This window comes from Ornithinimicrobium pratense, assembly GCF_008843165.1.
In the GTDB taxonomy this organism is placed as follows: domain Bacteria; phylum Actinomycetota; class Actinomycetes; order Actinomycetales; family Dermatophilaceae; genus Ornithinicoccus; species Ornithinicoccus pratensis.
Genome location: NZ_CP044427.1, coordinates 1 through 26639, shown reverse-complemented (window position 1 = coordinate 26639; position 26639 = coordinate 1). Strand labels below are relative to the sequence as shown.

The window sequence follows — 26639 nt, the reverse complement described above, 5'->3', positions numbered from 1 at the left end:
GACAGCGGTCACCGACGGTGGGGATCTCCTGCACCGGCCCATACTGGCACGGTCGCCGTACCCGCTCTGGCGGCGGGCGCATGACACACCGGCCGCAGTGTGAAGACGGGCGTTCGGGAGTGAGGGTCGATTTGTCCGTACGGGTCTACCGCGGACTAGGGGCCCGCACCTGCCCATTCTTGGGGATGCGATGTACAGCGCGCGGGCGGAAGCACCAACCCCTCGATTCGCAGTGTCCGACGGTGCGGAGGATTCGCCAACCGTCCGACTCCAGCGTGTCCGGTCACAAAGAGGGTCGCCTCCACCCATCCGCTCATCGGCGGTACAGCGATGTATCGACCGCGCGCTCCCGCATTATTGCGTGGGAGCGCTCGGTCATAGCGACGGGCCAGACAGGTGCCGCGTAGCACCGCCGAGGAGTCGTTGACGCTCTGCCTGTCGTTGACTGGCTCGGAGCCTGTCGGGAGCGGTGTCTGCCGTGGGCGTGGAGGAGACCGGTGACGGCACCGCCAGCTGGCGGATGAGGCGGCTCTGGTGCCTGGCTGCCTGGGGTTCTTTGATGGGCGGACCCGCCGGGCTCGGCTCGGTGGGTGGGATGTCGTGGGCGGCGCGCCAGACGGCGAGGTCGCCGATGAGCTGGTCGTCGACGTCCGGGGGCAGTGTGCGTTGCCAGGGCACCCGGTCGGACGCACCCGACTGCCGGGCTTCGTCGGAGACGCGCTGCTTGAGGTCGTCGATTCGCTGGGTGAGCCGGTCGAGGTAGTCGCTCGTCTCTGAGTCCTGTCGAAGCACGTGTGGGACGTCGGCCAGCCAGGGCAGGGGTGCGTCCCGGTGGGAGGGTGGGGTTGTCCCAGCGATGCGCCAGGTGAGGGCGGCGGCGGGGTCGTTGGCCTCAGAGAGGGACTGCGTGCCGCGGTACCAGGTGGCCTGTTCGAATACGCTCTGCGGTGGCGTCCCGTCGACCCACTGCAGCGCGAGTTGGCCGCGCAGGTGCGGGTAGGCCGGTTGCCCGGTGATGCCAGGCACCCGGTGCTCGAGTGCGTCGTCCAGCTGCGCCATCCGCTCACGTCCGAGGTGTTCTTGGGCCAGGACCGGCAGGGCGTCCTGGTAGGCCAGCACCGCCTGCCGTAGCAGCTGGGCGGCGTCGCCGCGCTCGACGGTCGTGGCGGAGAGGGCACGGCCGTCGCGTGCGAGGATGTCGGTGAGTACCTGCCGCGGCTCCACGGCCGTGTCCTCGACCTCAGGCCCCACGCCGTCCAGAGAAGCGATAGGCGTGGCGAGGTACAGGTGATTCGTCTGCCGGCCGCGGGAGAGGGCGACGTACAACGCCTGGCGGGACTCTGTCCCGGTGAGGACGGTGTGGGTGGTGTCGACGGTCGCGCCCTGCGCGCCGTGGATGGTGCTGGCATACCCCAGCCGCACGTGCTCGGCCACGTACTCGGCGGGCAGGGTGACGTGGCCCGGCTTGCTCCGGGGTTTGTGGGCCCGGCGTTCTACCGTGGCGGACCCGTCGGGGTGGACCGCCAGGACACGCCATCGGTCACCGTTCTTGGCCCAGGACCCGTCCCCGGCACGCAGGGTACGGTCGTTGCGGCGGGTGACGACCGTGTCACCGGCGCTGGCACGGGTGCCGTCGGACAGACTCACCTCACGTGGGGGCGGTTGCCCGGTGGTGTCTAGGCGGTCCTGCCGGGCGCGCTGGTTCAGCTCACGCACGGTGTCGCGGGTCGCAGCCAGCAGCAGGCTGGACAGGCCGGCCTGCCGGTCGGCCCTCCAGGCGCCGTACGCCGCCTCCGCCACGTCCCCGGCGTCGCCAGTGTGGACCCGGCCGTGGTCCAAGTAGTGGTCCAACGCGGCGGGGTCACCATCACGGATCGCGAGGGTAGCGCCTCCTTCGGCGGGGTCGGTGAACCGGTGCAGCTCGGTGAGAGTGGCGGTGGTGCCGTGTGCGTACCCCTGATCGGCCAGGTCACGGAACACCCCGCCGGCGGCCACGGCGGACAGCTGCTGGTCATCCCCGACCAGCCGCACGCTGCCACCGGCGTCGAGGACGTGCCGGACCGCGTCCGCCAGGTCGCGGGTGCCGGCCATCCCGGCCTCGTCGATGAGCACCAACGTCCCCGGCCCCACGCGGTGGGTCCCGATACCTGCCTTGTCGGAGGCTGCGTGGCCAGCGGTGGTGGTGGTCTGGTGGAGGTGCTTGGCGAGGGTGTCGGCGGGGATGCCGGTGGCACGTCCCAGCTCTTCGGCCGCGACCGCGGTAGGCGCCAGCCCGAGCACCTGACCACCCGAGCTTTCCCAGGCCCGGGCGAGCACGCGCAGGGCGGCGGTCTTGCCGGCCCCTGCCGGCGCGAGGGCGACCTGCAGGCGGCACCCGCTCGCGGCCAGGTTGTGGACCATCGCCGCCTGCGACCGGTCCAGGCTCAGACCGTCCGCACCTTGGGTGGCCAGGACGGTCTCGACCACGTCCACTTCGACTCGGCGGCCGTCTCGGCGCAACCCCAGGCCGAGCAGCTCGTCCTCGGCGGCCAGGATCGCCTTCGAGGTGTAGGCCTGGCTGCCGTGCACCGTGTGCGCGGACTGCCCGTCCGGTCTGCGCAGCACCTCCGGCTCGCCCAGATCCGGGCGCACCCCGACCGGCACCGAGAACCCCTCCAGCACCCACCGCTGCACCTTCGCCCCATACCGCTCCAGCTTGTCGAGGGGTACCTGCGCTGTCCGGAGCTGACGCAGGGTCTCGGCGCGCACGTGCCAGATCTGCCACGTCGCCCGCGACCCCTCCAGCACCGACACCACGCGCGCGGCGACGACCTGAGGACGCACCTCCCCAGCCCGCTGTCCCCGGACGCGTCCCTGGAGCGTCCCCACCCCGTGACCTTCAGCAATGCCCGCGCCCCCACCGCGTCCCCGGTTGCGCCCCCACCCCGCTCCCACCGCCGAAACGACCATTTCCTGAGGACTCTTTCCGTCAGGGGCGAGGACGGTCGTGGCCTGCTCCCGCCACGCGGCGCGCTGCTCCGCCTCCGAGCGCGGCTCGTGCTTGCCAGGGCGGGTCTCCAGGTTCGCTTGCTGCGCCAGGGCCAGCGACTCGATGGTCGTGGGGGTCCGGCCGTGGTCGGCCAGGAAGGTCGAGGCGAGCTCGCGTCGCCGGGCCTCGATCGCCTGTCGTCGGGACGACCAAGTAGCGAGCAGGGCAGGGTCGATACCTTCGATCTCCCGCACCGGCCGGCGCCCCTCGACGCCGGGGCGGCCGACGAATCGAACACCGAGCCGCTCCACGAGCCCGGCCTCCAGGTGGGTGTTGTAGTGCTCGGAGGCCATCACCTTGGCCTTAAACAGCATCCGCCCGTCCAGCGTCAACCACCGTCCGCCCTCCTCCTGCAGGGACTGGACCTTGTTCGAGACAACGACGTGGGTGTGCAGGTCCGGGTCCCCGGTCCGCGAGTCGCGGTGGTCGAACGCCGCCGAGACCAGGCCGGTGACGGGGACCTGACGGATGCCCCCCTTGCCCACCCGCGTGAACGCCACCTCGGTCTCCAGCATCGCCAGCGTGGCGTGCACCGCGTCCTCGTGCGCCGCTTCGACCTGCGCGGCGACCTCCGGAGGGGCAAGGGCCCACAAGGCCGAGACCGACTTCACCGGCGAGAATGTCAGGTCGAACCCGGCCACCGGCACCTGCGCCGGCCGTGACGCCTTGGCGACGAACCTCGTCAGCTCGGCCTCGTCCGCCGGCGCGCGGCCCTGCCGAACCTCGAACGCCTCCCGAGCGACCTGGGTGCGGACCCGCGCCCGCTCCTTCGCCGGGATCGGGGCGTTCCACGCCAGCCCCCGGGAGGTGTTGTGCTGACTGAACGCCCGCGCCGTCACCTGCCTCAGGGACGTCGCATCGAACGTCGGGAACGCTCGCCCTAACGCCCCCCACCCCCTCGCGGCGCCCTCGGGCTCGCCGGAGCGGGGGTGGCGGCCCTGACCGAACAGCAGCTTCATCTGCTCTTCGGTGACCACGTCCCCCTCGGCCAGGTCCAGCCCGGCCAGCCCGATGCCGAGCCAGCGACCCGGTGCCTCACCCTTCTCCTCGTAGTACGAGGCGAGCCCGACGTGCCGTTTCTCGGTGGCATCGTGGGCCGCGACCTGCTTCGTCAGGTAGGTGTAGCCGCTGCCGGCGGCGAGCTTGTGCATCGTCATCACACCTCCTAAAGCGGACCAGCACACTCTGGGGTTCACCCAACCGCCACCAAGTTCACCGAGTGCACCAGGTGTGTCCTCGATCTGCTGTTGCAGCGCTGTCGGTCGGTCGCGGAACTGCTCAGAAAAAGTTGAGCGAAAGTGAGTCCCAGCGGGGGGTCTCGCGCTTTAGGGGGTAGACGGGTTCCTCGCTCGGTGAGTTATCCACAGGATTGGCGAGGTGCCTGTCTGGTCCGCACGGGATCTGGCCTACTGGAGGTTGGTCCCTGACGAAGGGAGTGGACATGTCAACGATGGCAAGCAGGAGTTCGGGGCAGCAGCGCAAGGCGCCGGTCGGGCCGATCCAGCGGCGGTGGTACACCGTGGACGAGGTCGCGGAGATGCTCGGCTACGGACCGACGAAGGTCCGGATGATGTGCATCAGCGGGGACCTGCGGTCGCTGAAGGACGGGGGGTCGCGTCGCATCCTGCCGGCGTGGGTCGACGAGTACGTGGCCATGCGGGCCGCCGAGGCGGAGGCGGACTGGCCGTGAGCAGGCGAGCCAACGGCGAGGGGTCGATCTACCCGTACCGGAACGGCTTCGCCGCGCACGTGTGGATCACCACCCCCGCGGGCCGGCGCCAGCGCAAGTCCGTCTACGGGAAGACTCGTCCCGAGGTCCACGAGAAGTGGCTGCGCCTGCACGAGCGCGCACGACGTGGACCGATCGTCCCGGTCTCCCCCAAGCTGCGCGACTTCTTGGAGCAGTGGCTGACGGAGACCGTGCGCCCCGGGCTCTCACCGGCCACGGCGAGCAACTACGAGATGTTCTCCAGGCTCTACATCGTGCCCGACCTGGGGGACCGCAGGCTCGAGAAGCTGGCAGTCCGCGACGTCCAGACCTGGGTCAACGAGCTGCGGGTGCGCTGCCAGTGCTGCTTTCAGGGCAAGGATGCCGCACGACCGGAACCGCAGTGCTGCGCGCGTCGGCAGTGCTGCCACGAGGTCGCCTCGGAGTGGACGGTCCATCAGGCGTGGCGGGTGCTCCGCGGGGCACTGACCCAGGCGATGCGCGAGGAGCTCGTGTTCCGCAACGTGGCCGCGCTCGTGCGCGTGCCAGTGCCCCGGGCGAAGCGATCGGCCGTGTGGTCGGTGGACGACGCCCGGCAGTTCCTCGAGTCGGCCCGTGACGCCGCGGATGCGTTGTACGCGGCCTACGTGCTGCTCCTCGTGCTCGGACTCCGGCGAGGTGAGGTGCTCGGACTGGCGTGGGAGGACGTCGACCTGGAGCAGGGCGAGGCGTACATCGCCTGGCAGGTCCAGCGGGTCGACGGCCAGCTGCTCCGGCGGCGGACGAAGACCCCCTCGTCGGATGCGCCACTGCCCCTGCCGGACATCGCCGTGGGGGCCTTGCGGCGGCACCGGGCCGAGGAGAATCGGCGGCGGCTGGCCGCCGGCGACATGTGGGGCGACTGCGGCCTGGTCTTCACGACCCGTCTCGGCGACCCGGTCGATCCGCGCAACTTCCACACGGCGTTCAAGACCCGGGCGCGGAAGGCCAGCGTTCCGATCATCCCGGTCCACGCCACGCGGCGGACGTGCGCGAGCCTGCTCGTCTCGCTCGACGTGCACCCTCGCGTGGCGATGGCAGTGCTGCGTCACAGCAGGATCTCGATGACCATGGAGGTCTACTCCCAGGTCTCTTCCCAGGCCACACGCGAGGCGCTGCGCCAGCTCGGCGGACGGTTGGGTGATGACACGGCTTTGCAGGACGGGTGAAGGGACGTTACGCCGACGATGCACTCTCTCAAGCCGATCCGCGGCGACACCCGACTTGAGGACCTGCCCGTCGAGGAGTGGGCCTGCGGGCTGCGGCCTCTTGGTCCTGCGTTCTACCGGGGTGGACCTGGTCGACGTCGTCGGGGCCGCGACGCTGGTCTGCACTCGCTAACCCAGGCCGCCGACAGTTAGGGGGTTTGGTTGCGCCTCGCCTGACCTCCCTGCGGTCGTTAATGACCCAAATCCTCCCCTCGACCCAGTATCGTTGCGCCATGACAGAGTCCTTAGTCGTCAGCCAACTCTTAAATGAGTACTCCAACATCTCCGCTGCGAAAGCGTTGGCCGGTAGGCGTATAGATCAAGCCAGGGCTGCGCTGGGATCGTCCCAAGAGGAGGGGTTGGACGTAGTAGCATTCGGCTCCTTGGCCAGACAAGAGGTGACGCGCGAGAGCGACTTCGACTACTTAGTACTGGCGACGAATCTTCCCGAAGACCTAGAGACGGCGGCTAACCTGCTGACCAAGGCAAACGAACTGCGCCGGTCGTGGTTCATAGAAGAGGGCATGACAGAAAAAGAAGTCCCCGGCCCCGGGGCCTCGGGAGTTTTCGGCCGAGCGGTTGGCGCGTTCGACCTTATCGATCAAATTGGGCTCCAGCAAGACACGAACCATTCATTGACGCGTCGCATGCTGCTGCTCGAGGAGTCTGTAAGCCTCATGAATCAGGACGTTTATGATTCCGTCATCCAGACCACTCTCAGGAGGTACCTGACAGTAGGTAGTACCCGTCCCGACAAGGTCCCTAGGTTTCTCTTGAACGACGTAGTTCGCTACTGGCGCACCATCAGCGTTGACTACCAAGCCAAGGCTCGGGAAGGTATAGACAGCTCTGGATTGCGTTACCTTAAATTGATAATCCCCCGGAAGGTCCTATTTGCAGGGACCGCCATGTCCCTGCTGCTCTGCGGGCGGGAGGGGTTCCACACTGCTGAAGTACCTGACCTCCAAGACCAGGTGCGCATGCCTCCGATCGATCGCCTCGTGCAGGGGTACCCCGTTGCACCACCTCCCGTGCAGGACGCAATGCGAGAGGTCCTGAGCGTTCTCGACACGTACCTGGGGTGTAGTGGTAACCCCGAGTGGAGGAGTCTCGTGAAGCAGGGCCGCAGGGGCGCCGATGCGAACCCGCCGGAGTTCCTGGCCATGTGTGATGCCGGGGATCGCCTACAACAGGGCTTGGAGGTAGTCTTCTTCGACTGGGACGTGGTCGCGGCACGGTCGCGCCAGATGCTCGCCTTCTGAGGTCTGTCGGTGGGCGGTGCGATGGTGCGAACATGATCCTACGAGGACTGGAGCGAGACATGGTTTCTGATGTAGCGGAGCAGGTGCAGCAAGGCCTACGAGCCTTGGTAGTGGAGCAGGTGCGTGCGACCCCGGAGGCGAAGAGAAGACTCGCCGATGGGTTGCAAGTGCCTGAAGCGAGTGTGGACCGCATGCTGACGGCTGAGCACTGGGAGCTACCGCTTGCGTTGTCAGCTGCCCAGTTCCTTGGGGTGAAGGTAAGTGTCACTCGCAGTCAGTAACCGACTGGGGGACCTACCCGTCCCTTCCCCCCCATGCGAGACGTGTGGCTTCCAGCTGTGGCATCCCATCGCCCCTCTTAGTGTTACGGACGTCGGTCTGTACGACGACGCTCGCTTCCCTGGCCGCATGATCGTTGGTCTGCGCGGCCACTACGATCACTTCGACGAACTCCCTGTAGAAGTGGCGGCGGCTTTCATGGTGGACGTACAGCGCATCAGTGGGATATTGAGAAAAGGCCTCGGGGCACATAGGGTGAACGTGGCGATCCTGGGAAATCAAGAGCCTCACGTTCACGCGCATGTCATTCCCAGATACTCCGTTCGAGAGCCGCTACCCAAGAAATCTCCTTGGCAAGACCCCCGAACTCGAGAAGTTCTAGAGGCAGTCGAGCGGGAAGACATAATCCAGCGAATTTGTTGGTGGCTAGACCACCCATCTTCTACCTATGACAGGCGGGATTAAACCCATTACCAACCTTGCCCCTAGCCATGCGCGAGTCATAGTTTCGACTAAATTGGAGCACAACGAGACGTTTACAGGCGCTTAAAACCGTATGGTACGCTTAAAACCGTATGGTAGGTGACGCGACCACGGTAGGTGGCTCACCTGTGACAGCGTACGTGCTGCTCGTAGTGTTGACGGTTTAGGCACCGCGATGGCGCCCATGACGTTCCTCATCGACGCACTGACCATGGCCTAACGCGAGCAGCCCTCCCAAGGCTCGCCGACGAAGTGGATTGGCGGATGGGGGGGACCCATCGAGGGGAGCAGAAGGCGGGTGCATGCCCGTCTTTCGGTCCGTGCTGGTTGCCTCGGCCAGGCCGCTCGGACTGGCGTGGGAGGACGTCGACCTGGAGCGGTGCGAGGCGTACATCGCCTGGCAGGTCCAGCGGGTCGACGGCCAGCTGCTCCGGCGGAGGACCAAGACCCCCTCCTCGGACGCCCCGCTACCCCTGCCGGACATCGCCGTGCGGGCCCTCGAGCGGCACCGAACCGAGGAGCACCGGCGACGGTTGGCTGCCGGCGACATGTGGGGCGACTGCGGCCTCGTCTTCACGACCCGCCTCGGGACCCACTCGACCCGCGCAACTTCCACACGGCGTTCAAGACCCGCGCGAGGAAGGCAGACGTCCCGATCATCCCGGTCCAAGCCACACGGCGGACCTGCGCGAGCCTGCTCGTCTCCCTCGACGTGCACCCGCGAGTGGCGATGGCCGTGCTGCGGCACAGCAGGATCGCGCTGACCATGGAGGTCTACTCCCAGGTTTCATCGCAGGCCACGCGCGAGGCACTGCGCCAGCTCGGCGGACGGCTGGGTGATGACACGACCGGGTAGGCACACCACGACCGGCCCGGCGAGGTGTCAGCGCAGGTGGCTGGCCCCGTTGAGGTCGAGGACCGCCCCCGAGGCCCACTCCGCCCGCGGGTCGGCTAGTGCGAGCACGGCATCGGCGACCTCGTGGGGCCGGGCGACCCGGCCGAACGGGCTCTGCGCCCGGGTGGCCGCCGCCCGGTCCCCTGTCAGCGCGTACCCGGCCATCTCGGTCTCGATGAAGCCCGGTGCTACCGAGGTCACCGCGATCCCGTGCCGACCCAGACGCAGCGCCATCGACTGGCCGAAGGAGTGCAGGCCGGCCTTGCTCGCGCCGTAGGCCGGGATGTCCGGTTCGCCCCGGTAGGCGCCGCGGCTGCCTACGTTGACGATCCGCCCGACGGGGACGCCGTCTGCGGGCGGCGCGTCGATCATGTGCCGGGCCACCTGCCAGGTCAGGTGGGCCGGGCCGAGCAGGTTGGTCTCCAGGGTGCGCCGCCAGATCTGCACCCACTCGGGGTAGGAGGTCTCCTCTAGCGGGTGGTCGCCGCGCCGGCCCCTGCCCTCCCACGGGGCGGTGAGCATCGCCGCGTTGTTGACCAGGACGTCGACCCGGCCCAGGGCCCCGATCGCTTCGGTCGCCAGTCGCTGGACGGCGTCCGGGTCGGCGAGGTCTGCCTGGACGACGGCATGCCCGTCGCCCGGGAGGGAACGGCATACCTCGTGCGCGGCCCCCTCGCTGCCCAGGTAGTGGACGACGACTCGGTCACCCCGCGCCGCGAAGGCGCGGGCCACCGCGGCCCCCACGCCCCGGGAGGAGCCGGTGACCAGGACGCCGCGGGAGGGATGGGAGCTCATGCTCCCATCCTGTCACCCCGGCGGGGCGCGAGAGTTGCGCGACCTGGCGCACACCGCAATGTCATGGTTCGACGACAAACCAGAATGTCGTGGTACCGTGACATCCGGAAATGTCGCACACACGTGACATCCGTCCGCACACACGTGACATCCAAGAGCGTAGAGGTGGTCCCATGCTCACCACGGTGCGAGACCTGGGTGCCGCCGTGCGCCGAGCACGACGGGCGGCAGGGCTCAGCCAGCAGGCCCTTGCGGATCGGGCGGGGGTCTCCCGCCAGTGGCTCTCCCGCCTGGAGTCAGGGAAGGGCCCCTCGGCCGAGATGGGCAAGGTGCTCGACGTCCTCGCCGCACTCGGACTCGCGGTCGACCTGGTCGCCACACCCCTGCCCGAGGCCCAGGACGATGACCCGTTTGCCGGTCTCTTCGAGGACGGCTCATGACGGCATACCTGAACGTCTACCTCGACGGCATCCTCGCCGGACAGCTGGCGCAAGCCCCCGCCGGGGCGCTGGCCTTTGCCTACGATGGGGCCTACACCGCCCGTGCCAGCCCCACACCGCTCTCGCTGTCGATGCCGCTGAGTGGGTCGCGGCACTCGAACCGTGTCGTCTCCGCCTGGCTCGAAGGGCTGCTCCCGGACAACCTTGCCGTCCGGGAGGAATGGGCGCGCAGGTTCGAGGTGTCCCCGCGCAACCCGTTCGCCCTGCTCCGGCACGTCGGGCGCGACGCCGCCGGGGCCGTGCAGGTGCTCCCCGTCGACGTCGACCCCCCCGATGCCGCTCAACGCACCGGGGACGTCCGCCGGCTGACCCACGACGAGCTGTCGGACCTTCTCCTGCGGCTGACGGTCCGCGACCACGGCTGGGAGGTCGGTGCCGGCTCTGGACGATGGAGCCTGGCGGGAGCGCAGAACAAGGTGGCGCTCCACCGCCTGGATGACGGCGGGTGGGGTGTTCCCCAGGACGCGACGCCGACGACGCACATCCTCAAGCCGACCCGCGCCGACACCCGTTTCGAGGACCTGCACGTCAACGAGTTCGTCTGCCTGCGTGCCGCTGGTCTCCTGGGCCTGCGCGTCGCCCGGGTGGACCTGGTCGACGTCGGTGGGGCCAAGACGCTGGTCGCCACCCGCTACGACCGAGGCCGCGGGCAGGACGGGGTGTGGTTGCGCCTGCATCAGGAAGACCTGCTGCAGGCCATGAGCTACCCACGGTCCAAGAAGTACCAATCCGACGGCGGCCCAAGCGTGAAGAACGTCGCCTCGCTCCTGTCGACGCTGGCCCTCGCGGACCGCGATGCCGTGCGGTCGGCATTCTTCGACGCCTTCGCCTTCAACGTCCTGGTGGGCGGGACCGACGCCCACGCGAAGAACTACTCCCTGCTCCTGCGCGGGCAGCGCGTGGCCATGGCACCCCTCTATGACGTGGCGTCCTACGCCCCGTACCTCAAGAAGGGCGAGGCGGTGCGGAGCTCGATGAAGGTGGGGCGCACCTGGCTCGTCCGCGACGTGACCGTCGAGGACTGGGTGACTGTCGGCCTCTCCCTGGGCCTGGAGGCGACGGAAGCTGTGGATCGCGCGGAGCGCCTGCGCACGGGCCTGCCCGAGGCCGTCCTGGCAGCGGCTGAGGAAGCACCCGCGCCCTTCGTCGAGGGTGCACGCAGTGTCGCGGCCGCCGTCGCTGAGCAGGGCCACCTCACGGCTCCGCGCCTCCCGCGCTCGCCGCACGCACAGCCGACGTAACCCGCTATCCCGGCACGCACGTGCCACCGTCGCGCCTGCGTTGGCGCCGATTCCGATACATGCAGTTGTGCGCATGTGACCGCGAACGCGCTTTCCCGAACAATCTTCGAGGACAGGACTGGCGTGTCGAGCCTGATACTGACGCCCCTGACCCCATACCTGCAGGTCAGGCCCATGATCGTCGGACTTGCTGCCGTACTTTCCTGGGGTACGGGCACGAAAGAGGCCCTCCCCGCAAAGCGGGAAGGGCCTCTGACCTGGGTGGAGGCGACCGGACTCGAACCGACAACCCCCTGCTTGCAAAGCAGGTGCGCTACCAATTGCGCCACGCCCCCAGGGGGGATGTTCAGTTGTTCGACCTGGCCGCCGACAGTGCCGACGAGCGGTGGTGCAGGCTGCGGTCAGCGACCGGAGTCGGTGGGCACCTCGTCGGTGGCCTCGGCCCAGAGCTCGCGCTCGGCCTGCTGGTCCTGCATCTTCTTCAGCGCGGCCAGACCGGCGGCGGCAGCGGCGAGGAGGAGGAAACGCTTCATACGATCAGCTCCCTGGGGGTCGGGATCAGCGGGGTGGTGGTGGGCCTAACTGGACTTGAACCAGTGACCTCTGTCTTATCAGGACAGCGCTCTAACCGACTGAGCTATAGGCCCGTGACGACGTCCTCACAGGTGAACACGCGCGCGACGATCGAGATTACCGCACAGACCGCGGCGGACCAAAACAGCGTCCGCGCCCTGCCAGTGCGGGTCCCTGGTCCTCGCAGCACCGCCAGAGGTGTTGCACGGTCCGTAGTACACATACTACATTTCGCAGCATGATCACTGAGCAGACCGCCATCCGGGCCCGGGGTGTGACCATGGCCTACGGGGACAAGGTGGTCCTGGACGACGTGCACCTGGAGATCCCGCAGGGCCAGGTGGTCGTGCTGCTGGGACCCAACGGGGCGGGCAAGACGACCACCATCGAGATCCTCGAGGGCTTCCGCCGCCCATCCAGCGGGCAGGTCGAGGTGCTCGGGCAGGACCCCGCCCGCGCTCCAGAGGCGTGGCGGGCCCGGGTGGGCGTCGTGCTGCAAAGCTGGCGGGACAACGCGACCTGGCGGGTCAAGGACCTGCTCGAGGTGGCCGCCACCTACTACGAGCCCTACGGGGACGAGCGCACCGAGCGCCCCTGGCCCCCGGACCAGCTCCTGGACCGCGTCGGCCTGACCGAGCATGCCCGCAAGCGCATCGACAAGCTCTCCGGTGGGCAGCGCCGCCGCCTGGACATCGCCGTCGGGCTCGTCGGGCGCCCCGAGGTGCTCTTCCTCGACGAGCCCACCACCGGCCTGGACCCTGGTGGGCGTCGAGACATCCACCACCTGCTCGCAGACCTGTCCGACCTGTCCACGACGATCCTGATGACCACCCACGACCTGGCCGAGGCCGAGGTGGTGGCTGACCGGATGCTGGTGCTGGCCGGCGGGCGGCTGATCGCCGATGACAGCCCCGACGCGCTGCGCCTGGCCTTCTCGGCCAACAAGGAGGTTCGGCTGCGGCACCGGCAAAGCGGTGAGGTGAGCGTGCACCCCACCCCCGATCCCACGGCATACCTGACCGAGGTGCTGACCACCGGCTCCGGTGAGGTGGAGGTCGTCGAGGTCCGGGGCGCGACCCTGGAGGACGCCTACCTAGACCTGGTCCGCCGCGCCGACGCCGGTGAGGACTTCGCCGAGGCCGCCGGCCTGCTCGCCGAAGGAGCTGCCCGATGAACGGCCGCATCCCCACCTCCGTCCTGCGCGCCGCGGCCAAGCAGGCGCGCGTCGCCATGACCCGCAAGTACTCCAGCCCTCAGGGACTGGGAGCGATCGGGATCGCCGCCTTCCTGGTGGCCATCATCTGGTTCTTCCGCGACGCCGACTTCATGGACGCGGTCGGCGCCGCGGCCTACCTCTTCGCTGGCTTCCTGGCCCTGACTGTCATCTCCGGGGCGATGCTCACCATCGCCAGCGAGATCCAGCTCGAACGGGAGTCTGGCACCCTGCTACGCGCCAAGGCGATCCCGCACGGCATCACCGGCCACCTCCTCGCCAAGCTGATGTCGGTGCCGGTCGAGCTGGCGATCGCCGTCGTGCCGATGCTTATCGGCATCGCCCTCATCACCCCCGAGGCCCTTCCCTCCGGGGCCGGACGCTGGGTCGTGCTCGTCGCCACGATGCTGCTCGGCACGGCCTCGATGCTGCCCTGGGGGGCCGTGCTCGGCTCGATCTTCCGGACGATGATCGGGATGAGCGTGGCCATGCTGGTGATCTACGGCGTCACCGCGGTCTCGGGCTTCTTCTTCCCGGTGACGATGCTGCCCGGGTGGGCGCAGTCGCTGGTCCAGCTGACCCCGATCTACTGGGTCGGGCTCGGCCTCCGGGGGGCGATGCTGCCCGAGTCGGCGGCCGCCGTGGAGATCGGCGGGGTATGGCGCAGTGAGCTCACCGTGCTCGTGCTCGTGGGCTGGGCGGTCCTGGGGTTGGTCCTGGCCACGGTCTTCCTGCGGCGGATGGCCCGGCGGCAGTCAGGGTCGACCGTGGCCGCCGCCCGCGAACGCGTCATGGCGCGAGGCTACTGACGGCGATGGTCACCACGTCGTCCGAACCGATCCACAACCGCCTCACCATGCTGCGTGCCGAGCGCGGCATCTCTCGCCGCGAGCTCGCCGAGGCCCTGGGTGTGCACTACCAGACCGTGGGCTATCTCGAGCGCGGCGAGTACGCCCCCTCGTTGCACCTGGCCCTGCGCATCGCGGCCTACTTCGAGGTCCCGGTCGAGGTGGTCTTCTCCCTCGACCCGTTCCCTCGCCTGGGCAGCTGACCGCTCGCACGGGTCACCGTAGAGCACGCGCCCGGTCGACGGCGTTACTCGTGGAAGATCGCGGTATTAGTCGTCGGAGAGGGTCAGCTGGGCGCCACCGACCAGGGCGGCGCAGATGTTGTACAGGAAGGCCGTGAGCGTGGCCAGCGCGGTGAGCAGGAAGACGTTGAGGATGCCCAGCACCGCAGCCAGGGCAGTCACCCGGGTGAAGCCCAGGTAGTCTTCGAGGTTGATCGAGGGACCGCCGGTCTCGCCGCTGGTGACCTGCCCGAGGAACTCGTTGATCGTGGCGAAGACGTTCATCCCCGACAGGACGGTCCACAGCACCGCCACCATCACCACGCCTGCGATGCCGAGGGCGACCGAGACCAGGAAGCTGATCTTCAGCACCGACCAGGGGTCGATCCGCTGCGCGGTGAGCCGCACGCGGCGTGGCGCACCCCGGCGGGGAGGACGTGAGGCAGGACGCTGACCGCTGGGACGCGGGTCGGCGCCTCGGGGACGGTCACCGGCCGAAGCACCGCCACCGGAGGTCGAGGGCCGTCGGTCACCCTGTTGTCCGCCGCGGCCGGCGCTCGCGCCGGCCGCCGATCCGGAGGCCAAGCCTGCGGTGGTGCCGCGCAGTGCCCGAGCCTTGCGAGCGGCCAGGTCACGACCCTGCGCGGTCCGCGCCATCGCGCCGTCCCGCATCCGGTCAGCGCCCGACCGGTCCTGGCCTGAACCAGACCCGCCGTCCGTGCGGCCCCCAGGACTGGCGTCACCGTCCGACGACGAGGACCGGCCTCCCGACGGGTCGTGCGTCGTGCTCATGCGTCGTCTCCTGTGCCCTGCTCGTCCCCGGACGCCTCCTCAGCGTCCAGCCGGTCCGCGGCCGGGCCTGCCTCGGACCCCTCCGACGGTACGGCATCGGCGGCGCCCTGGCCGTCATCCGCGCCGTCGACCGCGAGCTCCTCCTGCTCCTCCGCAAGGTCCTCAGCGGCCTCGGCCTCGGCGACGGCCGCCTCCAGCTCCTCCTCCACCTCGGCGGTGGCCTCGGGGTTGCGGGCTACGGCGACGATGGAGTCGTTGCGCCCCGGAGTGGCGAAGATGACCCCGGCGGTGTCCCGCCCGGTGGAGCGGACCTGGTCGATGGGGGAGCGCACGACGTTTCCCCGCTCCATGACGACCATCACCTCATCGCCCTCGTGGACGGTCAGGGCGCCGACGAGGTCGCCGCCCTTGCCGTTGGTCTTGGCCACCTTGATGCCCAGACCGCCACGGCCCTGGACGCGGTACTGCGAGATCGGGGTGCGCTTGGCCATCCCGGTCTCGAACACGACGAAGACGTAGGGCTCCTCACCCTCCGGCACGACCTGCATCGCAAGCAGCTGGTCGTCCCCGCGGAACTTCATCCCGGTCACGCCGGACGTGGCACGGCCCATGGGGCGCAGCGCCTCGTCGGTGGCGGTGAACCGCACCGACTGGCCGCCGCGGGAGACGAGCACCACGTCGTCCTGTGCGGACGCCAGCGCGGCGCCGACCACCTCGTCGCCCTCGCGCAGGTTGATCGCGATCAGTCCGCGGGACAGGCGCGAGTCGTAGTCGGTGAGCCGGGTCTTCTTCACCAGGCCGTTGCGGGTGGCCAGCACCAGGTAGGGGGACTGCTCGTAGTCCCCGATGGTCAGCACCTGACGGATCCGCTCCTTGGGCTGGAAGGCCATCAGGTTGGCCACATGCTGGCCCTTGCCGATCGGCCCGCCCTCGGGGAACTCGTAGGCCTTGGCGCGGTACACCCGACCCTCGTTGGTGAAGAAGAGCATCCACTGGTGGGTGCTGGTGACGAAGAAGTGGTCGACGACGTCATCGGCCCGCAGCGCCGCCCCGCGGCGGCCCTTACCGCCACGGTTCTGGGCGCGGTACTCGCGCACCGGTGTGCGCTTGACGTAGCCGCCCCGGGTGATCGTGACGACCACGTCCTCCTCGGGGATGAGGTCCTCCATCGACATGTCACCGTCGAAGGGCACGATCTTGGAGCGACGCACGTCACCGAACTTGTCGACGATCTCCGCCAGCTCCTCGGAGATGATCTCCCGCTGGCGTTCCGGCGAGGCCAGGATCGCCTCGTACTCGACGATCATCTCCTGCAGCTCGTCGTGGCGCTGCTGGATCTCGTGCCGCTCGAGGGCGGCCAGCCGGCGCAGCTGCAGGTCGAGGATCGCGCGGGCCTGGATCTCGTCGATCTCCAGCAGGGCCATCAGCCCTGAACGGGCCTCGTCCGCGCTGGGGCTGCGCCGGATGAGCGCGATGACCTCGTCGAGCAGGTCCAGGGCCTTCAGGTAGCCCCGGTAGACGTGGATGCGCTCCTCGGCGTCCCGCAGGCGGTACCGGGTGCGCCGGACGATGACCTCGACCTGATGGTCCACCCAGTGCCGGACGAAACCGGAGATCGGCAGGGTGCGCGGCACCCCGTCGACCAGCGCCAACATATTGGCACCGAAGTTCTGCTGCAGCTGGGTGTGCTTGTACAGGTTGTTGAGGACGACCTTGGCGACCGCGTCCCGCTTGAGCACGATGACCAGTCGCTGCCCGGTGCGACCCGAGCTCTCATCGCGAAGGTCCGCGATGCCGGACATGCGGCCTTCCTTGACCAGCTCGGCGATCTTCTTGGCCAGGCTGTCCGGATTGACCTGGTAGGGCAGCTCGGTCGCGACCAGGCAGGTGCGGCCCTGGATCTCCTCGACCTCGACGACGGCCCGCATGACGATCGAGCCCCGGCCGGTGCGGTAGGCGTCCTCGATGCCCTTGCGGCCCATGATGAGGGCGCCGGTGGGGAAGTCCGGGCCGGGGATGAGCTCCAGCAGCTTCTCCAGCAGCTCCTCCCGGGTGGCCTCGGGGTGCTCCAGCAGCCACTGGGCACCCGCGGCGATCTCGCGCAGGTTGTGCGGGGGGATCTGCGTCGCCATCCCGACCGCGATGCCGGCCGAGCCGTTCACCAGCAGGTTCGGGAAGCGGGCGGGCAGGACGGAGGGCTCCTTGTTGCGTCCGTCGTAGTTATCGACCATGTCGACGGTGTCCTCGCGGATGTCGCGCACCATCTCCATGGCCAGCGTCGCCATGCGCGCCTCGGTGTACCGGGGGGCGGCCGCACCCTCGTCACCAGGGGTGCCGAAGTTGCCCTGTCCCTGGATGAGCGGGTAGCGCAACGACCACGGTTGGACCAGCCGCACCATCGCGTCGTAGATCGCCGAGTCGCCGTGCGGGTGGTAGTTGCCCATGACGTCGCCGACGACGCGGGCACACTTGGAGAAGCCGCGGTCGGGGCGGTAGCCGCCGTCGTACATGGCGTAGAGCACGCGCCGGTGCACCGGCTTCAGGCCGTCGCGCACGTCGGGCAGGGCCCGCGAGACGATCACGCTCATCGCATACTCGATGTAGCTGCGCTGCATCTCGGTGTTCAGGTCGACGATGTCGACCTTGTCGACCTCCCCGGGCGAGCGGTCGACCCTGGCGGTCGTGGGGTCGGGGTTCTGCGGCAGGTCTGGGGTCTCGTCGTCAGCCATCGGTCACCTTGTGTCGTCAGATTTCGTAGGAGGTCTGGCCGGGCTCGCGCGCCCGAAGGGTGGTTGGGGGGTGGTCGGAGTGACAGGCATCCGTGCCCCCGACAACCTAAATGTCCAGGAACCGCACGTCGCGGGCGTTGCGCTGGATGAAACCGCGGCGGGACTCCACGTCCTCGCCCATGAGGATGGAGAAGATCTCGTCGGCCTTGGCCGCGTCGTCCAGCGACACCTGCAGCAGGACCCGGGTCTGCGGGTCCATCGTGGTCTCCCACAGCTCCTGGGCGTTCATCTCACCCAGACCCTTGTACCGCTGCACGCCGGAGTCCTTCGGGACCCGCCGGCCTGCGGCCAGACCCCGCTGCATCAGCCCGTCGCGCTCACGGTCGGAGAAGGCGAACTCGTGGTCGGCGTTGGTCCACTTGATCCGGTAGAGCGGCGGCTGGGCGAGGTAGACGTAGCCAGCTTCGATGAGCGGGCGCATGAAGCGGAAGAGCAGCGTGAGCAGCAGGGTCCGGATGTGCTGGCCGTCGACGTCGGCGTCGGCCATCAGCACGATCTTGTGATAGCGGCTCTTGGCGAGGTCGAAGTCCTCGCCGATGCCGGTGCCGAAGGCACTGATCAGCGCCTGAACCTCCAGGTTGGCCAGGACCTTGTCGATCCGGGCCTTCTCCACGTTGAGGATCTTGCCGCGGATCGGCAGGATCGCCTGGTGGAAGTAGTCCCGGCCGGCCACGGCCGAGCCACCGGCCGAGTCACCCTCGACGATGAAGACCTCGGACTTGGCCGGGTCCTTGGTCTGGCAGTCCTTGAGCTTGCCCGGCAGGCCACCGGACTCCAGCAGGCCCTTGCGCCGGGTCGCGTCGCGGGCCTTGCGCGCGGCGATCCGGGCGTGGGCGGCGTGCACGGCCTTGCCGACGATCTCCCGGCCCTCGCGCGGGTGCGCCCCGAGCCAGTGCCCGAACTGGTCGGTCATCGCCGACTGGACGTAGCCGCGGACCTCGGAGTTGCCGAGCTTGGTCTTGGTCTGGCCCTCGAACTGCGGCTCACCGAGCTTGACCGAGATGACCGCGGTCAGACCCTCCCGGATGTCCTCCCCGGTGAGGTTGACGTCCTTGTCCTTGAGCAGCTTGTTCTCGCGGGCGAAGTCGTTGACCATACGGGTCAGCGCCGCCCGGAAACCCTCTTCGTGCGTGCCGCCCTCGTGGGTGTTCACCGCGTTGGCGTAGGTGTGCACCGACTCGGTGTAGGCGTTGGTCCACTGCATCGCCACCTCTATCGAGAGCATCCGCTCCTCGTCGGCGGACTCGAAGGCGATGACCTCCTGGTGGACGGGCTCGCTGCGCTTGCTCTTGTTGAGGTGGGTCACGTAGTCGAGCAGGCCGTTGTCGTAGCGGTAGACGACACTGCGGGGCTTGACCGCGCTCTTGCCGGTGCCACCACCGCCCTTGCCCTCACCCGCAGCCTCGGTGGCCTCGGTGGCCTCGGTCTCTTCGCCACGCACGTCGGTCTCGAGGTCGTCCAGGCCCTCGTCCAGCGCGTCGACGGGCGCCACCTCGCGGGGCCGCTCGTCGGTCAGCGCGATGGTCAGGCCCTTGTTGAGGAAGGCGTACTGCTGGAAGCGGGCGCGGATCGTCTCGAAGTCGAAGACGATGGCGTCGAAGATGTCGACGCTGGGCCAGAAGGTGATGGTGGTGCCGGTCGAGCGCTCGTCGTCGTCGGCCGCTGCCCGCTCGGCCAGGGGCGCCTGCGGCACCCCGAGGTGGTAGGTCTGCTCGAAGACCTGGTCGCGCTGGCGCACCTGCACGTCCAGGCGCTCGGAAAGGGCGTTGACCACGGAGGAGCCCACGCCGTGCAGACCGCCGGAGACCTTGTAGCTCCCACCGCCGAACTTGCCGCCGGCGTGCAGCTGGGTGAGCACGAGCTCGACGGCCGGCTTCTTCTCCACCGGGTGGATGTCGGTCGGGATGCCGCGCCCGTTGTCGCGCACCCGGACCCCGCCGTCGGCGAGCAGGGTGACGTCGATGCGGTCGGCATACCCTGCCAGTGCCTCATCGACGGAGTTGTCGACGATCTCCCACACCAGGTGGTGCAGGCCGCGCGCGCTGGTGGAGCCGATGTACATCCCCGGGCGCTTGCGGACGGCCTCCAGGCCCTCCAGCACGGTGATCGTCGAGGCGTCGTAGGCCGGGGCGGTCGCCAGAGACTTCGGCTTGCCCTCCTGCGCGGGAGCCTCGGGCAGCTCCGGCATCGCAGGCTCCACCGGCTCATCAGGTCCGATCTGGGGTCCGACAGACGACAAGGGGGCTCCTTCACAGGATGGGCAAAGACGTCTCAGTCTACCCGTTCCGAGGCCGGAATCCGACTTGCTACAGGGTAATTCGGGCAGGGTATGCCGCGTCAACGGCCCGTGAAGGCGGTTCTGACGGCTTCGACCCCCGGTCTGCACTCCCCCCCTCGCACCCGCACCCTCACCGGCTCGCCGCCCGATCTGGCCATTCTCAGCCGTAGGTGTCCCGGGGGCCGGGTCCACCGGAGGACAGCGGGCCCTTGCGCCAGTGCGGTCCCGCCGGGCCCTGCACCTGGATGTCGGTGACGACACCCGTCCCGACCTGCGCTTCGATCCGGGCCAGGATCGAGGACTGGAGCAGGCGCATCTGGGTGGCCCAGGCGCTGGATCTGGCCCGCACCGTCAGGACGGTGCCTTCGAAGGCGATCACCTCAACGTTCCGCGCGACCTGCTCCCCGACGATCGCCGGCCATCGGCCCACCACGGAGCCGACCTGCACCTCCGCGTCCCACCCGCGGCTGGCCACCAGCCGCTCGACCTCGTCCCCGACCAGGAGCGGGTCGCGACCGGTGCGCGCGGTCGGCTGCTGCCCCGCGGAGCGTCGCCGGCCTGCGGAGGCCGGTGAACCGGGCCGCAGCCCTTTCTCCCGCGCCGAGCGCCTGGCCCGGGCCAGCGCCTCCCGGGCGGCATGCAGGGGGTCTGGCGGCTCCTCCGTGGTCACGGCCGCCCCGGAGCCTCGGGGCCGTTGACCTCACCGGGGCCGTCGGGTGAGGCCGCGTCGCGCGGCGTCACCGAGCCCAGCACCACGTCCAGCACCCGCCCGTCGGCACCGAGCAGCCGGGCCGGCACATCCTCGGCCACCGCCGCCGTCACCAGCACCTGCTCGCAGTCGGCCACCAGCTCGGCCAGCCGCTCCCGACGGCCCACGTCGAGCTCGGCGAAGACATCGTCCAGGACGAGCACCGGGTCCGTGCCCAGGTCGTGGCGCAGCAGGTGGAAGCCGGCCAGGCGCAGGGACAGGGCCAGGCTCCAGGACTCGCCGTGGCTGGCGTAGCCCTTGGCCGGCAGCTCGCCCAGGGTGAGGACCAGGTCGTCCCGGTGCGGGCCGACCAGGCAGACCCCGCGCTCCTGCTCCTGGCGACGCACCTGCTCGATCGAGGCCAGGATCGCTGCCACGACCTCGTCCTGGTCGGGGACCTCACCGGCGGCGACCTGCTGCGCGACCGGGGACTGCGGGTCCAGGGAGGAGCGATAGGTCGCCTCGGCGGGAGACTCGCTGTCGCTGATCGTCCGGTAGGCCTGGGCCAGGTAGGGCCGCAGGTCGCGCAGCAGACGCAGCCGGGCGTAGAGCAGTGCCCCGCCGATCTGCGCCAGCTGCTCGTCGAACACCGCCAGCGTGGCCAGCGCCGCAGACCGGGCCTCCTCCAGGCTCTCGCCCGGGGGCAGGCGGGGGCCGGGCCCGCGGCGTGGGCCGGAACGGCTCGGTTCGCGCCAGAGGTGGGCCGCCGACTTCAGCAGCGCGCCGCGCTGACGCACGGCCCTGTCGTAGTCGGCCCGCACCCCGGCCCACCGCGGCTGGCGGGCCACCAGGAGATCGTCCAGGAGGCGGCGGCGCTCGGCCGGGTCGCCCTTGACCAGCGCCAGGTCCTCCGGGGCGAAAAGCACGGTGCGCAGGGTGCCGAGCACCTCCCGCTGGCGGGCTACTGGCGCCCGGTTTAGCCGGGTCTTGTTGGCCCGGCCCGGCACGATCTCCAGCTCGACCAACGACTCACGGCCCTCCCGCACGACGGTGGCGCGCACGATCGCCGACTCGGCCCCCGCCCGGACCAGAGGAGCATCCTGGGCGACGCGATGCGAGGCCAGGGTGGCCACATACCCGGCGGCCTCCACCAGGTTGGTCTTGCCCTGCCCGTTGCGGCCGAGCAGCACCGTCACCCCCGGGACGAGGTCGACCTCGGCGGAGGGATAGCTGCGGAAGTCGGCGAGGGAGAGGTGGGAGAGGTGCACAGGCGTCGCGCCGGGCTAGCCCCGGTCGTCAACGTCACCGGTGCCCGAGGTCGGCCCGGTAGATCCGCCGGTCGACCCGCTCCCGGAGGAGGGCCCGGCGTCGTCGGCGCCCTGCTCCTGCGCGGCGGACGTGCCACCCTGGTCCACCCGCGCACGATCCTCGTCACGCTTCGGCTCCGCCGCCTGGTGGACCTCCACCTGACCCGCGTCCAGGCCGTCAAGCATCTGGACCGCGTGCCCGCCGAACTGGCCGCGCAGCGCCGCGACCATCTGCATGGCCGGGGAGTTCTCCTGGCGGGAGGCGAACCGGGCGAAGAGCGCCGCGGCCAGCACCGGCATCGGCACCGCCATGTCGATGCCCTCTTCGAGGGTCCAGCGGCCTTCGCCCGAGTCGGTGGTGTACTCGCTGACCCCGTCCAGGTCGGGGATCTCCTCCAGGGCCTTGACTGCCAGGTCCAGCAGCCAGGAGCGCACCACGGTGCCGCGGCTCCAGGCTTGGAAGCAGCCGTGCACGTCCTTGACGATCTCCTTGGCGGCGAGCAGCTCGTAACCCTCGGCGTAGGCGTGCATGAGGCCGTACTCGATGCCGTTGTGCACCATCTTGGCGTAGTGCCCGGCGCCCACTTCGCCGGCGTGCACGAAGCCTTCCTCGCGCGGCCCCTCGGGGCGCAGCGCGTCGAAGATCGGCATCGCCTTGTCCACGTCCTCGGCCCGGCCGCCGACCATCAGCCCGTAGCCGTTCTCCAGCCCCCAGATGCCGCCGGAGACCCCGCAGTCCAGGTAGCCGATGCCCTTGGGCGCCAGCAGTGCGTCCAACTCGAGGTCATCGGTGTACTTAGAGTTGCCGCCCTCGATCACCAGGTCGCCCTCGGTCAGCAGCTCGGCCAGGTCCTCGACCGTGGACCGGGTTGGCTTGCCGTGCGGCACCATCACCCAGACCACCCGCAGGCCGTCGTTGTCGATGGCCTCGAGCAGCTCTTCCAGGCTGCCGACGTCCCGCAGATCCTCGTCGAGGTCGTAGCCGACCACGTGGTGGCCCGCGCGGCGCAGCCGCTCGCGCATGTTGCCACCCATCTTGCCCAGGCCGATCATGCCGATTCTCATCTTTGCTCCTCGTCGTCGGGGGTGGGATGGGGTATGCGGTGGGGGCGGGCAGGCGCCGCGGCCGGGGGATTCAGCCGGCGAAGCGCACTGGCATCAGGACGTAACGGTAGGACTCGTCGGACTCCCCGTCGACCTCACCCTGACCGGAGATCACGGCCGGCCGCGAAGGCTGGGTGAAGGCCAGGCGGGTGTACGGGGCGCCGAGCACGCCGAGGCCGTCCAGCAGGAACTGGGGGTTGAAGGCGATCTCGACGGGTGGCCCGGTGAGGGTGGCCTCGACCGCCTCGCTGCCCTGGGCGTCGTCACCGGTCCCGGCCTCGATGGCGACGTGGTCCTCGTTGAAGCGCAACCGGATGGGGGTGTTGCGCTCGGCGACGAGGGCGACGCGCCGGACGGCCTCGATGAGGCCCTGGGTGTCCACGACCGCGACCGTGTCCACAGAGGTGGGAAAGATCGAGGTGACCTTGGGGTACTCGCCGTCCAGCAGCCGGGTGGTGGTCCGCCGCTGGCCGGCCTCGAAACCGACCAGACCGTCGCTGCGCGAGGCGTCGCCGAAGGCCACGTCGACCGAGCCGGCGGCCCCCAGCGCCTTGGCGGTCTCGGACAGTGTCCGGGCCGGGATCAGGCTGACGTGGTTGGCGTCGGAGGTGCCCGGGTTCCAGGTGAGCTCGCGCATCGCGAGCCGGTAGCGGTCGGTGGCCAGCATGGTCACCCGCTCCCCGTCGACCTCGACTCGGACCCCGGTGAGGATCGGCAGGGTGTCGCCGCGGTCGGCGGCGATTGAGACCTGGTGCACGGCCTGGGTGAAGACGTCGCCGGGGATGGATCCGCTGGGCTGCGCCTGCGCCGGCAGCTGGGGGTAGTCCGAGACCGGCATCTGGATGAGGGAGAAGCGGCTGGACCCGCAGGTGAGCTGCACCTTTGCCCCTTCGGTGGCCACCTGCACTGGCTGGGCCGGAAGGTTGCGCGAGATGTCGGCGAGCAGCTTGCCCAGGACCAGGACCTGGCCGCCCTCCTCGACGTCGGCCTCCACGGTCACCGTCGCGGAGACCTCGTAGTCGTAGGCGGAGAAGGTCAGCGTGCCCTCCTCGTCGGCCGTCAGCAGCACACCGGCCAGGACGGGGACGGGAGGACGGTTGCTCAGGCCGCGGACGACCCAGGCGACGGCCTCGGAGAGGACATCACGCTCGACACGAAACTTCACGACGGTGGCCCTTCGGCGATCAGGACATGGATGTGGGATGCCAACTCTGCCACGTCCTGCGCGACGGTGTCCCACGGCCTCGTGCTTTCGGTGGACCGTCCGTCGGCTCACCTGGTTGCTGGCGTGTCTGCTTACCTGTCTGCTCACTGGCCACCGGCACCCTCGCCCTCAGCCCCAGGGACGTGGATGAAATGTGATTCGTTCTAGGGACTAGTCGTCGTCATAGGGCCTGTGGACACTGTGGATAACCGGTCCCGGCAGGGGCTGTCCGTGCAGGTCGCAGGGCCTGGGGCACCGGCCGCCAGCATGTGTATGCCCTCTGGACACGTTGGTGGACCACCGCCCTGCCGGTGTGGACGGTGCCGGCCCGTCCCCATGACTGACCTGGTCGTGCACCGTCCGTCCCCAGGCTGACCTGCGCTGACGCGCACCTTGTCCACAACGCCGTACACAACCCCACGGGCGTCTTGAAGCGCCCCATGAGGAGCGCCCAACGGGACGAATGTGACGAAGATGAACGGGAGTCAACAATGCACAGCTCATCCACAACCTGTGGACAACCGAGGCAAGGGTGCGACCCCGCGGGCTGGGGTCTGGTGCCGAGGCAGGTCTGACTCACCGGCCCGGTGCAGGCCTGACCGCAGGCCCTGAGGTCATATCGATGGCGGTCAGGGCTCGGGTCAGCGGGCGGAGGCCTTGCGGATGATGCCGGTGAGCTCGGCAATCTGGTCGTACAGCGCTCGCCGCTCGCCGATCTGGGTACGGATCTTTCGCTCGGCGTGCATCACCGTGGTGTGGTCACGCCCCCCGAACGCCTGGCCGATTTTGGGCAGCGAGAGCTCGGTGAGCTCGCGGCACAGATACATCGCGATCTGTCGGGCGTTGACCAATGTGCGAGACCTGGAGGTGCCGCACAGCTCGTCCTTGGAGATCCGGAAGTAGTCCGAGACCTCGTCGATGATCGTCATGACGGTGATCCGGGAGGGGTCGCTGCCAGGCACGATGTCCTTGAGGACGTGCTGGGCGAGGTCGTTGGTGACCTGCTGCCCGGACAGGGACCCGAAGGCCATCACCCGGATCAGTGCTCCCTCCAGCTCCCGGATGTTGGTGGTGATCCGGGTGCCGATCAGCTCTAGGACGTCGTCCGGCATCTGCATCCGCTCCTGGGCTGCCTTCTTGCGCAGGATCGCCAGCCTGGTCTCAAGGTCCGGCGGCTGGACGTCCGTCAGCAGGCCCCACTCGAAGCGGCTACGCAGGCGCTCGGCAAAACCGGAGAGGCGCTTGGGCGGCTGGTCGGAAGTGATCACGACCTGCTTCTCGCTGTTGTGCAGGGTGTTGAAGGTATGGAAGAACTCCTCGACCGTCTGCTCCTTGCCCTGCAGGAACTGGATGTCGTCGATGAGCAGGAAGTCCACGTTGCGGTAGCGCCGCTGGAAGGCGCCGGCCTTCTCATCGCGGATGCTATTGATGAAGTCGTTGGTGAACTCCTCGGAGTTCACGTAGCGCACCCGGACGCCCGGGTAGAGGCTGCGGGCGTAGTGACCGATGGCATGCAGCAGATGGGTCTTGCCTAGACCGGACTCGCCGTAGATGAACAGCGGGTTGTAGGCACGGGCGGGAGACTCGGCCACCGCCAGCGAGGCGGCGTGCGCGAACCGGTTCGAGGGCCCGGAGACAAAGGTGTCGAAGGTGTACTTCGGGTTCAGCCGGGCGTCGTCGGCGATCCCGGTGACGGCCGGACCGGCCGGACCGGCCGGAGTCTGCGGCACCGCGGCGCCCGGGCCTGGGCCTGGGCCTGGGCCGCGGGTGCCGACCGGCGGCTCGGGGGCGAGGTCGTCGTCGTCGTCGACGGCCTGGCGCAGATCCTCATCGACGGTGATCGCCAGCCGGATGTCGTGCCCCAGCTCACGCGACAGCGAGTCCTCGATGGGCTGGCGCAGAGTGGTCTCCAGCATCTCCTTGGTGTGCGGGTAGGGCACCGCCAGGAGAGCGTTGCTGTCCAGCAGGCCGAGCAGCTTGGTCAGCCGGAGGAAGGCCTGTTCCCGGGGCTGCAGCCCGTTCTTCTCCAGATCGGCCACGACCCGCTGCCAGATGGCCTGGTGATCGACCGGGAGCGGGGTCATGGGCGGACAACCCCTCTCAGGTCATGGGACAACGAGCTACCCCCCAGTTATCCACAGGATGTGGAAGACCGGTGGATGAGCGGGGTCGGAAGCGCCGACG

Annotated in this window: 21 protein-coding genes and 2 tRNA genes; 10 read left to right on the top strand and 13 right to left on the bottom strand. The window is 69.3% G+C overall.

Features of this window, described 5'->3' with window-relative positions:
• Window positions 1–375 precede the first annotated feature (375 nt).
• Window positions 376–4185 (bottom strand): MobF family relaxase, encoded by a 3810-nt coding sequence (gene mobF, locus FY030_RS00110; RefSeq protein ID WP_158059736.1) that lies wholly within the window; start codon window positions 4183–4185, stop codon window positions 376–378.
• Window positions 4186–4469: 284 nt separating this feature from the next.
• On the opposite strand from mobF, the gene FY030_RS00105 reads away from it, so the two are divergent.
• From FY030_RS00105 to FY030_RS16495, 5 genes are all read left to right on the top strand, one after another.
• Window positions 4470–4718, top strand: coding sequence for a helix-turn-helix domain-containing protein (locus FY030_RS00105; protein WP_238348474.1), 249 nt, complete (start codon window positions 4470–4472; stop codon window positions 4716–4718).
• The gene (locus FY030_RS00100) at window positions 4715–5944 is read left to right on the top strand and encodes a tyrosine-type recombinase/integrase (protein ID WP_158059735.1); all 1230 of its coding nucleotides are present in this window, start codon (window positions 4715–4717) and stop codon (window positions 5942–5944) included. Before FY030_RS00105 ends, FY030_RS00100 begins: the two co-directional genes overlap by 4 nt.
• Window positions 5945–6216: 272 nt before the next feature.
• Window positions 6217–7245: a nucleotidyltransferase domain-containing protein gene (locus FY030_RS00095; protein ID WP_192498656.1), complete on the top strand. Its 1029-nt coding sequence runs from the start codon at window positions 6217–6219 to the stop codon at window positions 7243–7245.
• A gap of 261 nt (window positions 7246–7506) precedes the next feature.
• Window positions 7507–7989 carry an HIT family protein gene (locus FY030_RS17245; protein WP_420371866.1) on the top strand — a complete coding sequence of 161 codons (483 nt, stop codon included), beginning with the start codon at window positions 7507–7509 and terminating at the stop codon, window positions 7987–7989.
• Window positions 7990–8719: 730 nt separating this feature from the next.
• Window positions 8720–8863: a hypothetical protein gene (locus FY030_RS16495; protein ID WP_202879728.1), complete on the top strand. Its 144-nt coding sequence runs from the start codon at window positions 8720–8722 to the stop codon at window positions 8861–8863.
• Between the two features lie 27 nt (window positions 8864–8890).
• On the opposite strand, the gene FY030_RS00080 is transcribed toward FY030_RS16495, so the two are convergent.
• Window positions 8891–9697 carry an SDR family NAD(P)-dependent oxidoreductase gene (locus FY030_RS00080; protein ID WP_158059732.1) on the bottom strand — a complete coding sequence of 269 codons (807 nt, stop codon included), beginning with the start codon at window positions 9695–9697 and terminating at the stop codon, window positions 8891–8893.
• Window positions 9698–9870: 173 nt separating this feature from the next.
• Between FY030_RS00080 and FY030_RS00075 the strand changes: the two genes are divergently transcribed.
• Window positions 9871–10137: a helix-turn-helix domain-containing protein gene (locus tag FY030_RS00075; RefSeq protein ID WP_158059731.1), complete on the top strand. Its 267-nt coding sequence runs from the start codon at window positions 9871–9873 to the stop codon at window positions 10135–10137.
• Window positions 10134–11438 carry a HipA domain-containing protein gene (locus FY030_RS00070; RefSeq protein ID WP_158059730.1) on the top strand — a complete coding sequence of 435 codons (1305 nt, stop codon included), beginning with the start codon at window positions 10134–10136 and terminating at the stop codon, window positions 11436–11438. Before FY030_RS00075 ends, FY030_RS00070 begins: the two co-directional genes overlap by 4 nt.
• A gap of 262 nt (window positions 11439–11700) precedes the next feature.
• Here the strand turns inward: FY030_RS00070 and FY030_RS00065 are convergent.
• The 3 genes from FY030_RS00065 to FY030_RS00060 form a co-directional block, all read right to left on the bottom strand.
• A tRNA-Ala gene (locus tag FY030_RS00065) sits at window positions 11701–11773 on the bottom strand.
• Between the two features lie 66 nt (window positions 11774–11839).
• Entirely contained in the window at window positions 11840–11971 is a 132-nt protein-coding gene (locus FY030_RS16625) for a DLW-39 family protein (protein WP_238154388.1), read from the bottom strand.
• A gap of 37 nt (window positions 11972–12008) precedes the next feature.
• A tRNA-Ile gene (locus tag FY030_RS00060) sits at window positions 12009–12085 on the bottom strand.
• Between the two features lie 164 nt (window positions 12086–12249).
• Between FY030_RS00060 and FY030_RS00055 the strand changes: the two genes are divergently transcribed.
• Genes FY030_RS00055 through FY030_RS00045 form a run of 3 tightly spaced genes read left to right on the top strand, consistent with a single transcriptional unit; the run spans window position 12250 to window position 14275 of the window.
• Window positions 12250–13185, top strand: a complete 936-nt coding sequence (locus FY030_RS00055; protein WP_158059729.1) for an ABC transporter ATP-binding protein — start codon at window positions 12250–12252, stop codon at window positions 13183–13185.
• Complete coding sequence (locus FY030_RS00050) at window positions 13182–14033, top strand: ABC transporter permease (protein ID WP_158059728.1); 852 nt, start codon at window positions 13182–13184, stop codon at window positions 14031–14033. The genes FY030_RS00055 and FY030_RS00050 overlap by 4 nt, the downstream gene beginning before the upstream one ends.
• 5 nt (window positions 14034–14038) lie before the next feature.
• Window positions 14039–14275 (top strand): helix-turn-helix transcriptional regulator, encoded by a 237-nt coding sequence (locus tag FY030_RS00045; RefSeq protein ID WP_158059727.1) that lies wholly within the window; start codon window positions 14039–14041, stop codon window positions 14273–14275.
• Between the two features lie 66 nt (window positions 14276–14341).
• Here the strand turns inward: FY030_RS00045 and FY030_RS00040 are convergent, their stop codons facing one another.
• The 8 genes from FY030_RS00040 to dnaA form a co-directional block, all read right to left on the bottom strand.
• Window positions 14342–15085, bottom strand: a complete 744-nt coding sequence (locus tag FY030_RS00040) for a DUF3566 domain-containing protein (RefSeq protein ID WP_238348473.1) — start codon at window positions 15083–15085, stop codon at window positions 14342–14344.
• Window positions 15082–17814, bottom strand: a complete 2733-nt coding sequence (gene gyrA, locus FY030_RS00035) for a DNA gyrase subunit A (RefSeq protein ID WP_158059726.1) — start codon at window positions 17812–17814, stop codon at window positions 15082–15084. The genes FY030_RS00040 and gyrA overlap by 4 nt, the downstream gene beginning before the upstream one ends.
• A gap of 106 nt (window positions 17815–17920) precedes the next feature.
• The gene (gene gyrB, locus FY030_RS00030) at window positions 17921–20062 is read right to left on the bottom strand and encodes a DNA topoisomerase (ATP-hydrolyzing) subunit B (protein WP_158062540.1); all 2142 of its coding nucleotides are present in this window, start codon (window positions 20060–20062) and stop codon (window positions 17921–17923) included.
• A gap of 250 nt (window positions 20063–20312) precedes the next feature.
• Window positions 20313–20822 carry a DciA family protein gene (locus tag FY030_RS00025; protein ID WP_158059725.1) on the bottom strand — a complete coding sequence of 170 codons (510 nt, stop codon included), beginning with the start codon at window positions 20820–20822 and terminating at the stop codon, window positions 20313–20315.
• The gene (locus FY030_RS00020) at window positions 20819–22108 is read right to left on the bottom strand and encodes a DNA replication/repair protein RecF (RefSeq protein ID WP_158059724.1); all 1290 of its coding nucleotides are present in this window, start codon (window positions 22106–22108) and stop codon (window positions 20819–20821) included. Before FY030_RS00020 ends, FY030_RS00025 begins: the two co-directional genes overlap by 4 nt.
• A 15-nt stretch (window positions 22109–22123) precedes the next feature.
• On the bottom strand, window positions 22124–23212 hold the full coding sequence (gnd, locus tag FY030_RS00015) for a phosphogluconate dehydrogenase (NAD(+)-dependent, decarboxylating) (RefSeq protein ID WP_158059723.1): 1089 nt from the start codon (window positions 23210–23212) through the stop codon (window positions 22124–22126).
• Window positions 23213–23282: 70 nt separating this feature from the next.
• Window positions 23283–24416 (bottom strand): DNA polymerase III subunit beta, encoded by a 1134-nt coding sequence (gene dnaN / locus FY030_RS00010; RefSeq protein WP_158059722.1) that lies wholly within the window; start codon window positions 24414–24416, stop codon window positions 23283–23285.
• Window positions 24417–25096: 680 nt separating this feature from the next.
• The gene (dnaA, locus tag FY030_RS00005; protein ID WP_158059721.1) at window positions 25097–26539 is read right to left on the bottom strand and encodes a chromosomal replication initiator protein DnaA; all 1443 of its coding nucleotides are present in this window, start codon (window positions 26537–26539) and stop codon (window positions 25097–25099) included.
• Window positions 26540–26639 lie beyond the last annotated feature (100 nt).

Excerpts from the sequence above, each read along its gene's own strand:
- mobF (WP_158059736.1), bottom strand. The coding sequence starts at position 4,185 with ATGACGATGCACAAGCTCGCCGCCGGCAGCGGCTACACCTACCTGACG.
- FY030_RS00105 (WP_238348474.1), top strand. The coding sequence starts at position 4,470 with ATGTCAACGATGGCAAGCAGGAGTTCGGGGCAGCAGCGCAAGGCGCCG.
- FY030_RS00095 (WP_192498656.1), top strand. The coding sequence starts at position 6,217 with ATGACAGAGTCCTTAGTCGTCAGCCAACTCTTAAATGAGTACTCCAAC.
- FY030_RS00080 (WP_158059732.1), bottom strand. The coding sequence starts at position 9,697 with ATGAGCTCCCATCCCTCCCGCGGCGTCCTGGTCACCGGCTCCTCCCGG.
- FY030_RS00075 (WP_158059731.1), top strand. The coding sequence starts at position 9,871 with ATGCTCACCACGGTGCGAGACCTGGGTGCCGCCGTGCGCCGAGCACGA.
- FY030_RS00070 (WP_158059730.1), top strand. The coding sequence starts at position 10,134 with ATGACGGCATACCTGAACGTCTACCTCGACGGCATCCTCGCCGGACAG.
- FY030_RS16625 (WP_238154388.1), bottom strand. The coding sequence starts at position 11,971 with ATGAAGCGTTTCCTCCTCCTCGCCGCTGCCGCCGCCGGTCTGGCCGCG.
- FY030_RS00055 (WP_158059729.1), top strand. The coding sequence starts at position 12,250 with ATGATCACTGAGCAGACCGCCATCCGGGCCCGGGGTGTGACCATGGCC.
- FY030_RS00050 (WP_158059728.1), top strand. The coding sequence starts at position 13,182 with ATGAACGGCCGCATCCCCACCTCCGTCCTGCGCGCCGCGGCCAAGCAG.
- FY030_RS00045 (WP_158059727.1), top strand. The coding sequence starts at position 14,039 with ATGGTCACCACGTCGTCCGAACCGATCCACAACCGCCTCACCATGCTG.
- FY030_RS00040 (WP_238348473.1), bottom strand. The coding sequence starts at position 15,085 with ATGAGCACGACGCACGACCCGTCGGGAGGCCGGTCCTCGTCGTCGGAC.
- gyrA (WP_158059726.1), bottom strand. The coding sequence starts at position 17,814 with ATGGCTGACGACGAGACCCCAGACCTGCCGCAGAACCCCGACCCCACG.
- gyrB (WP_158062540.1), bottom strand. The coding sequence starts at position 20,062 with ATGCCGGAGCTGCCCGAGGCTCCCGCGCAGGAGGGCAAGCCGAAGTCT.
- gnd (WP_158059723.1), bottom strand. The coding sequence starts at position 23,212 with ATGAGAATCGGCATGATCGGCCTGGGCAAGATGGGTGGCAACATGCGC.
- dnaA (WP_158059721.1), bottom strand. The coding sequence starts at position 26,539 with ATGACCCCGCTCCCGGTCGATCACCAGGCCATCTGGCAGCGGGTCGTG.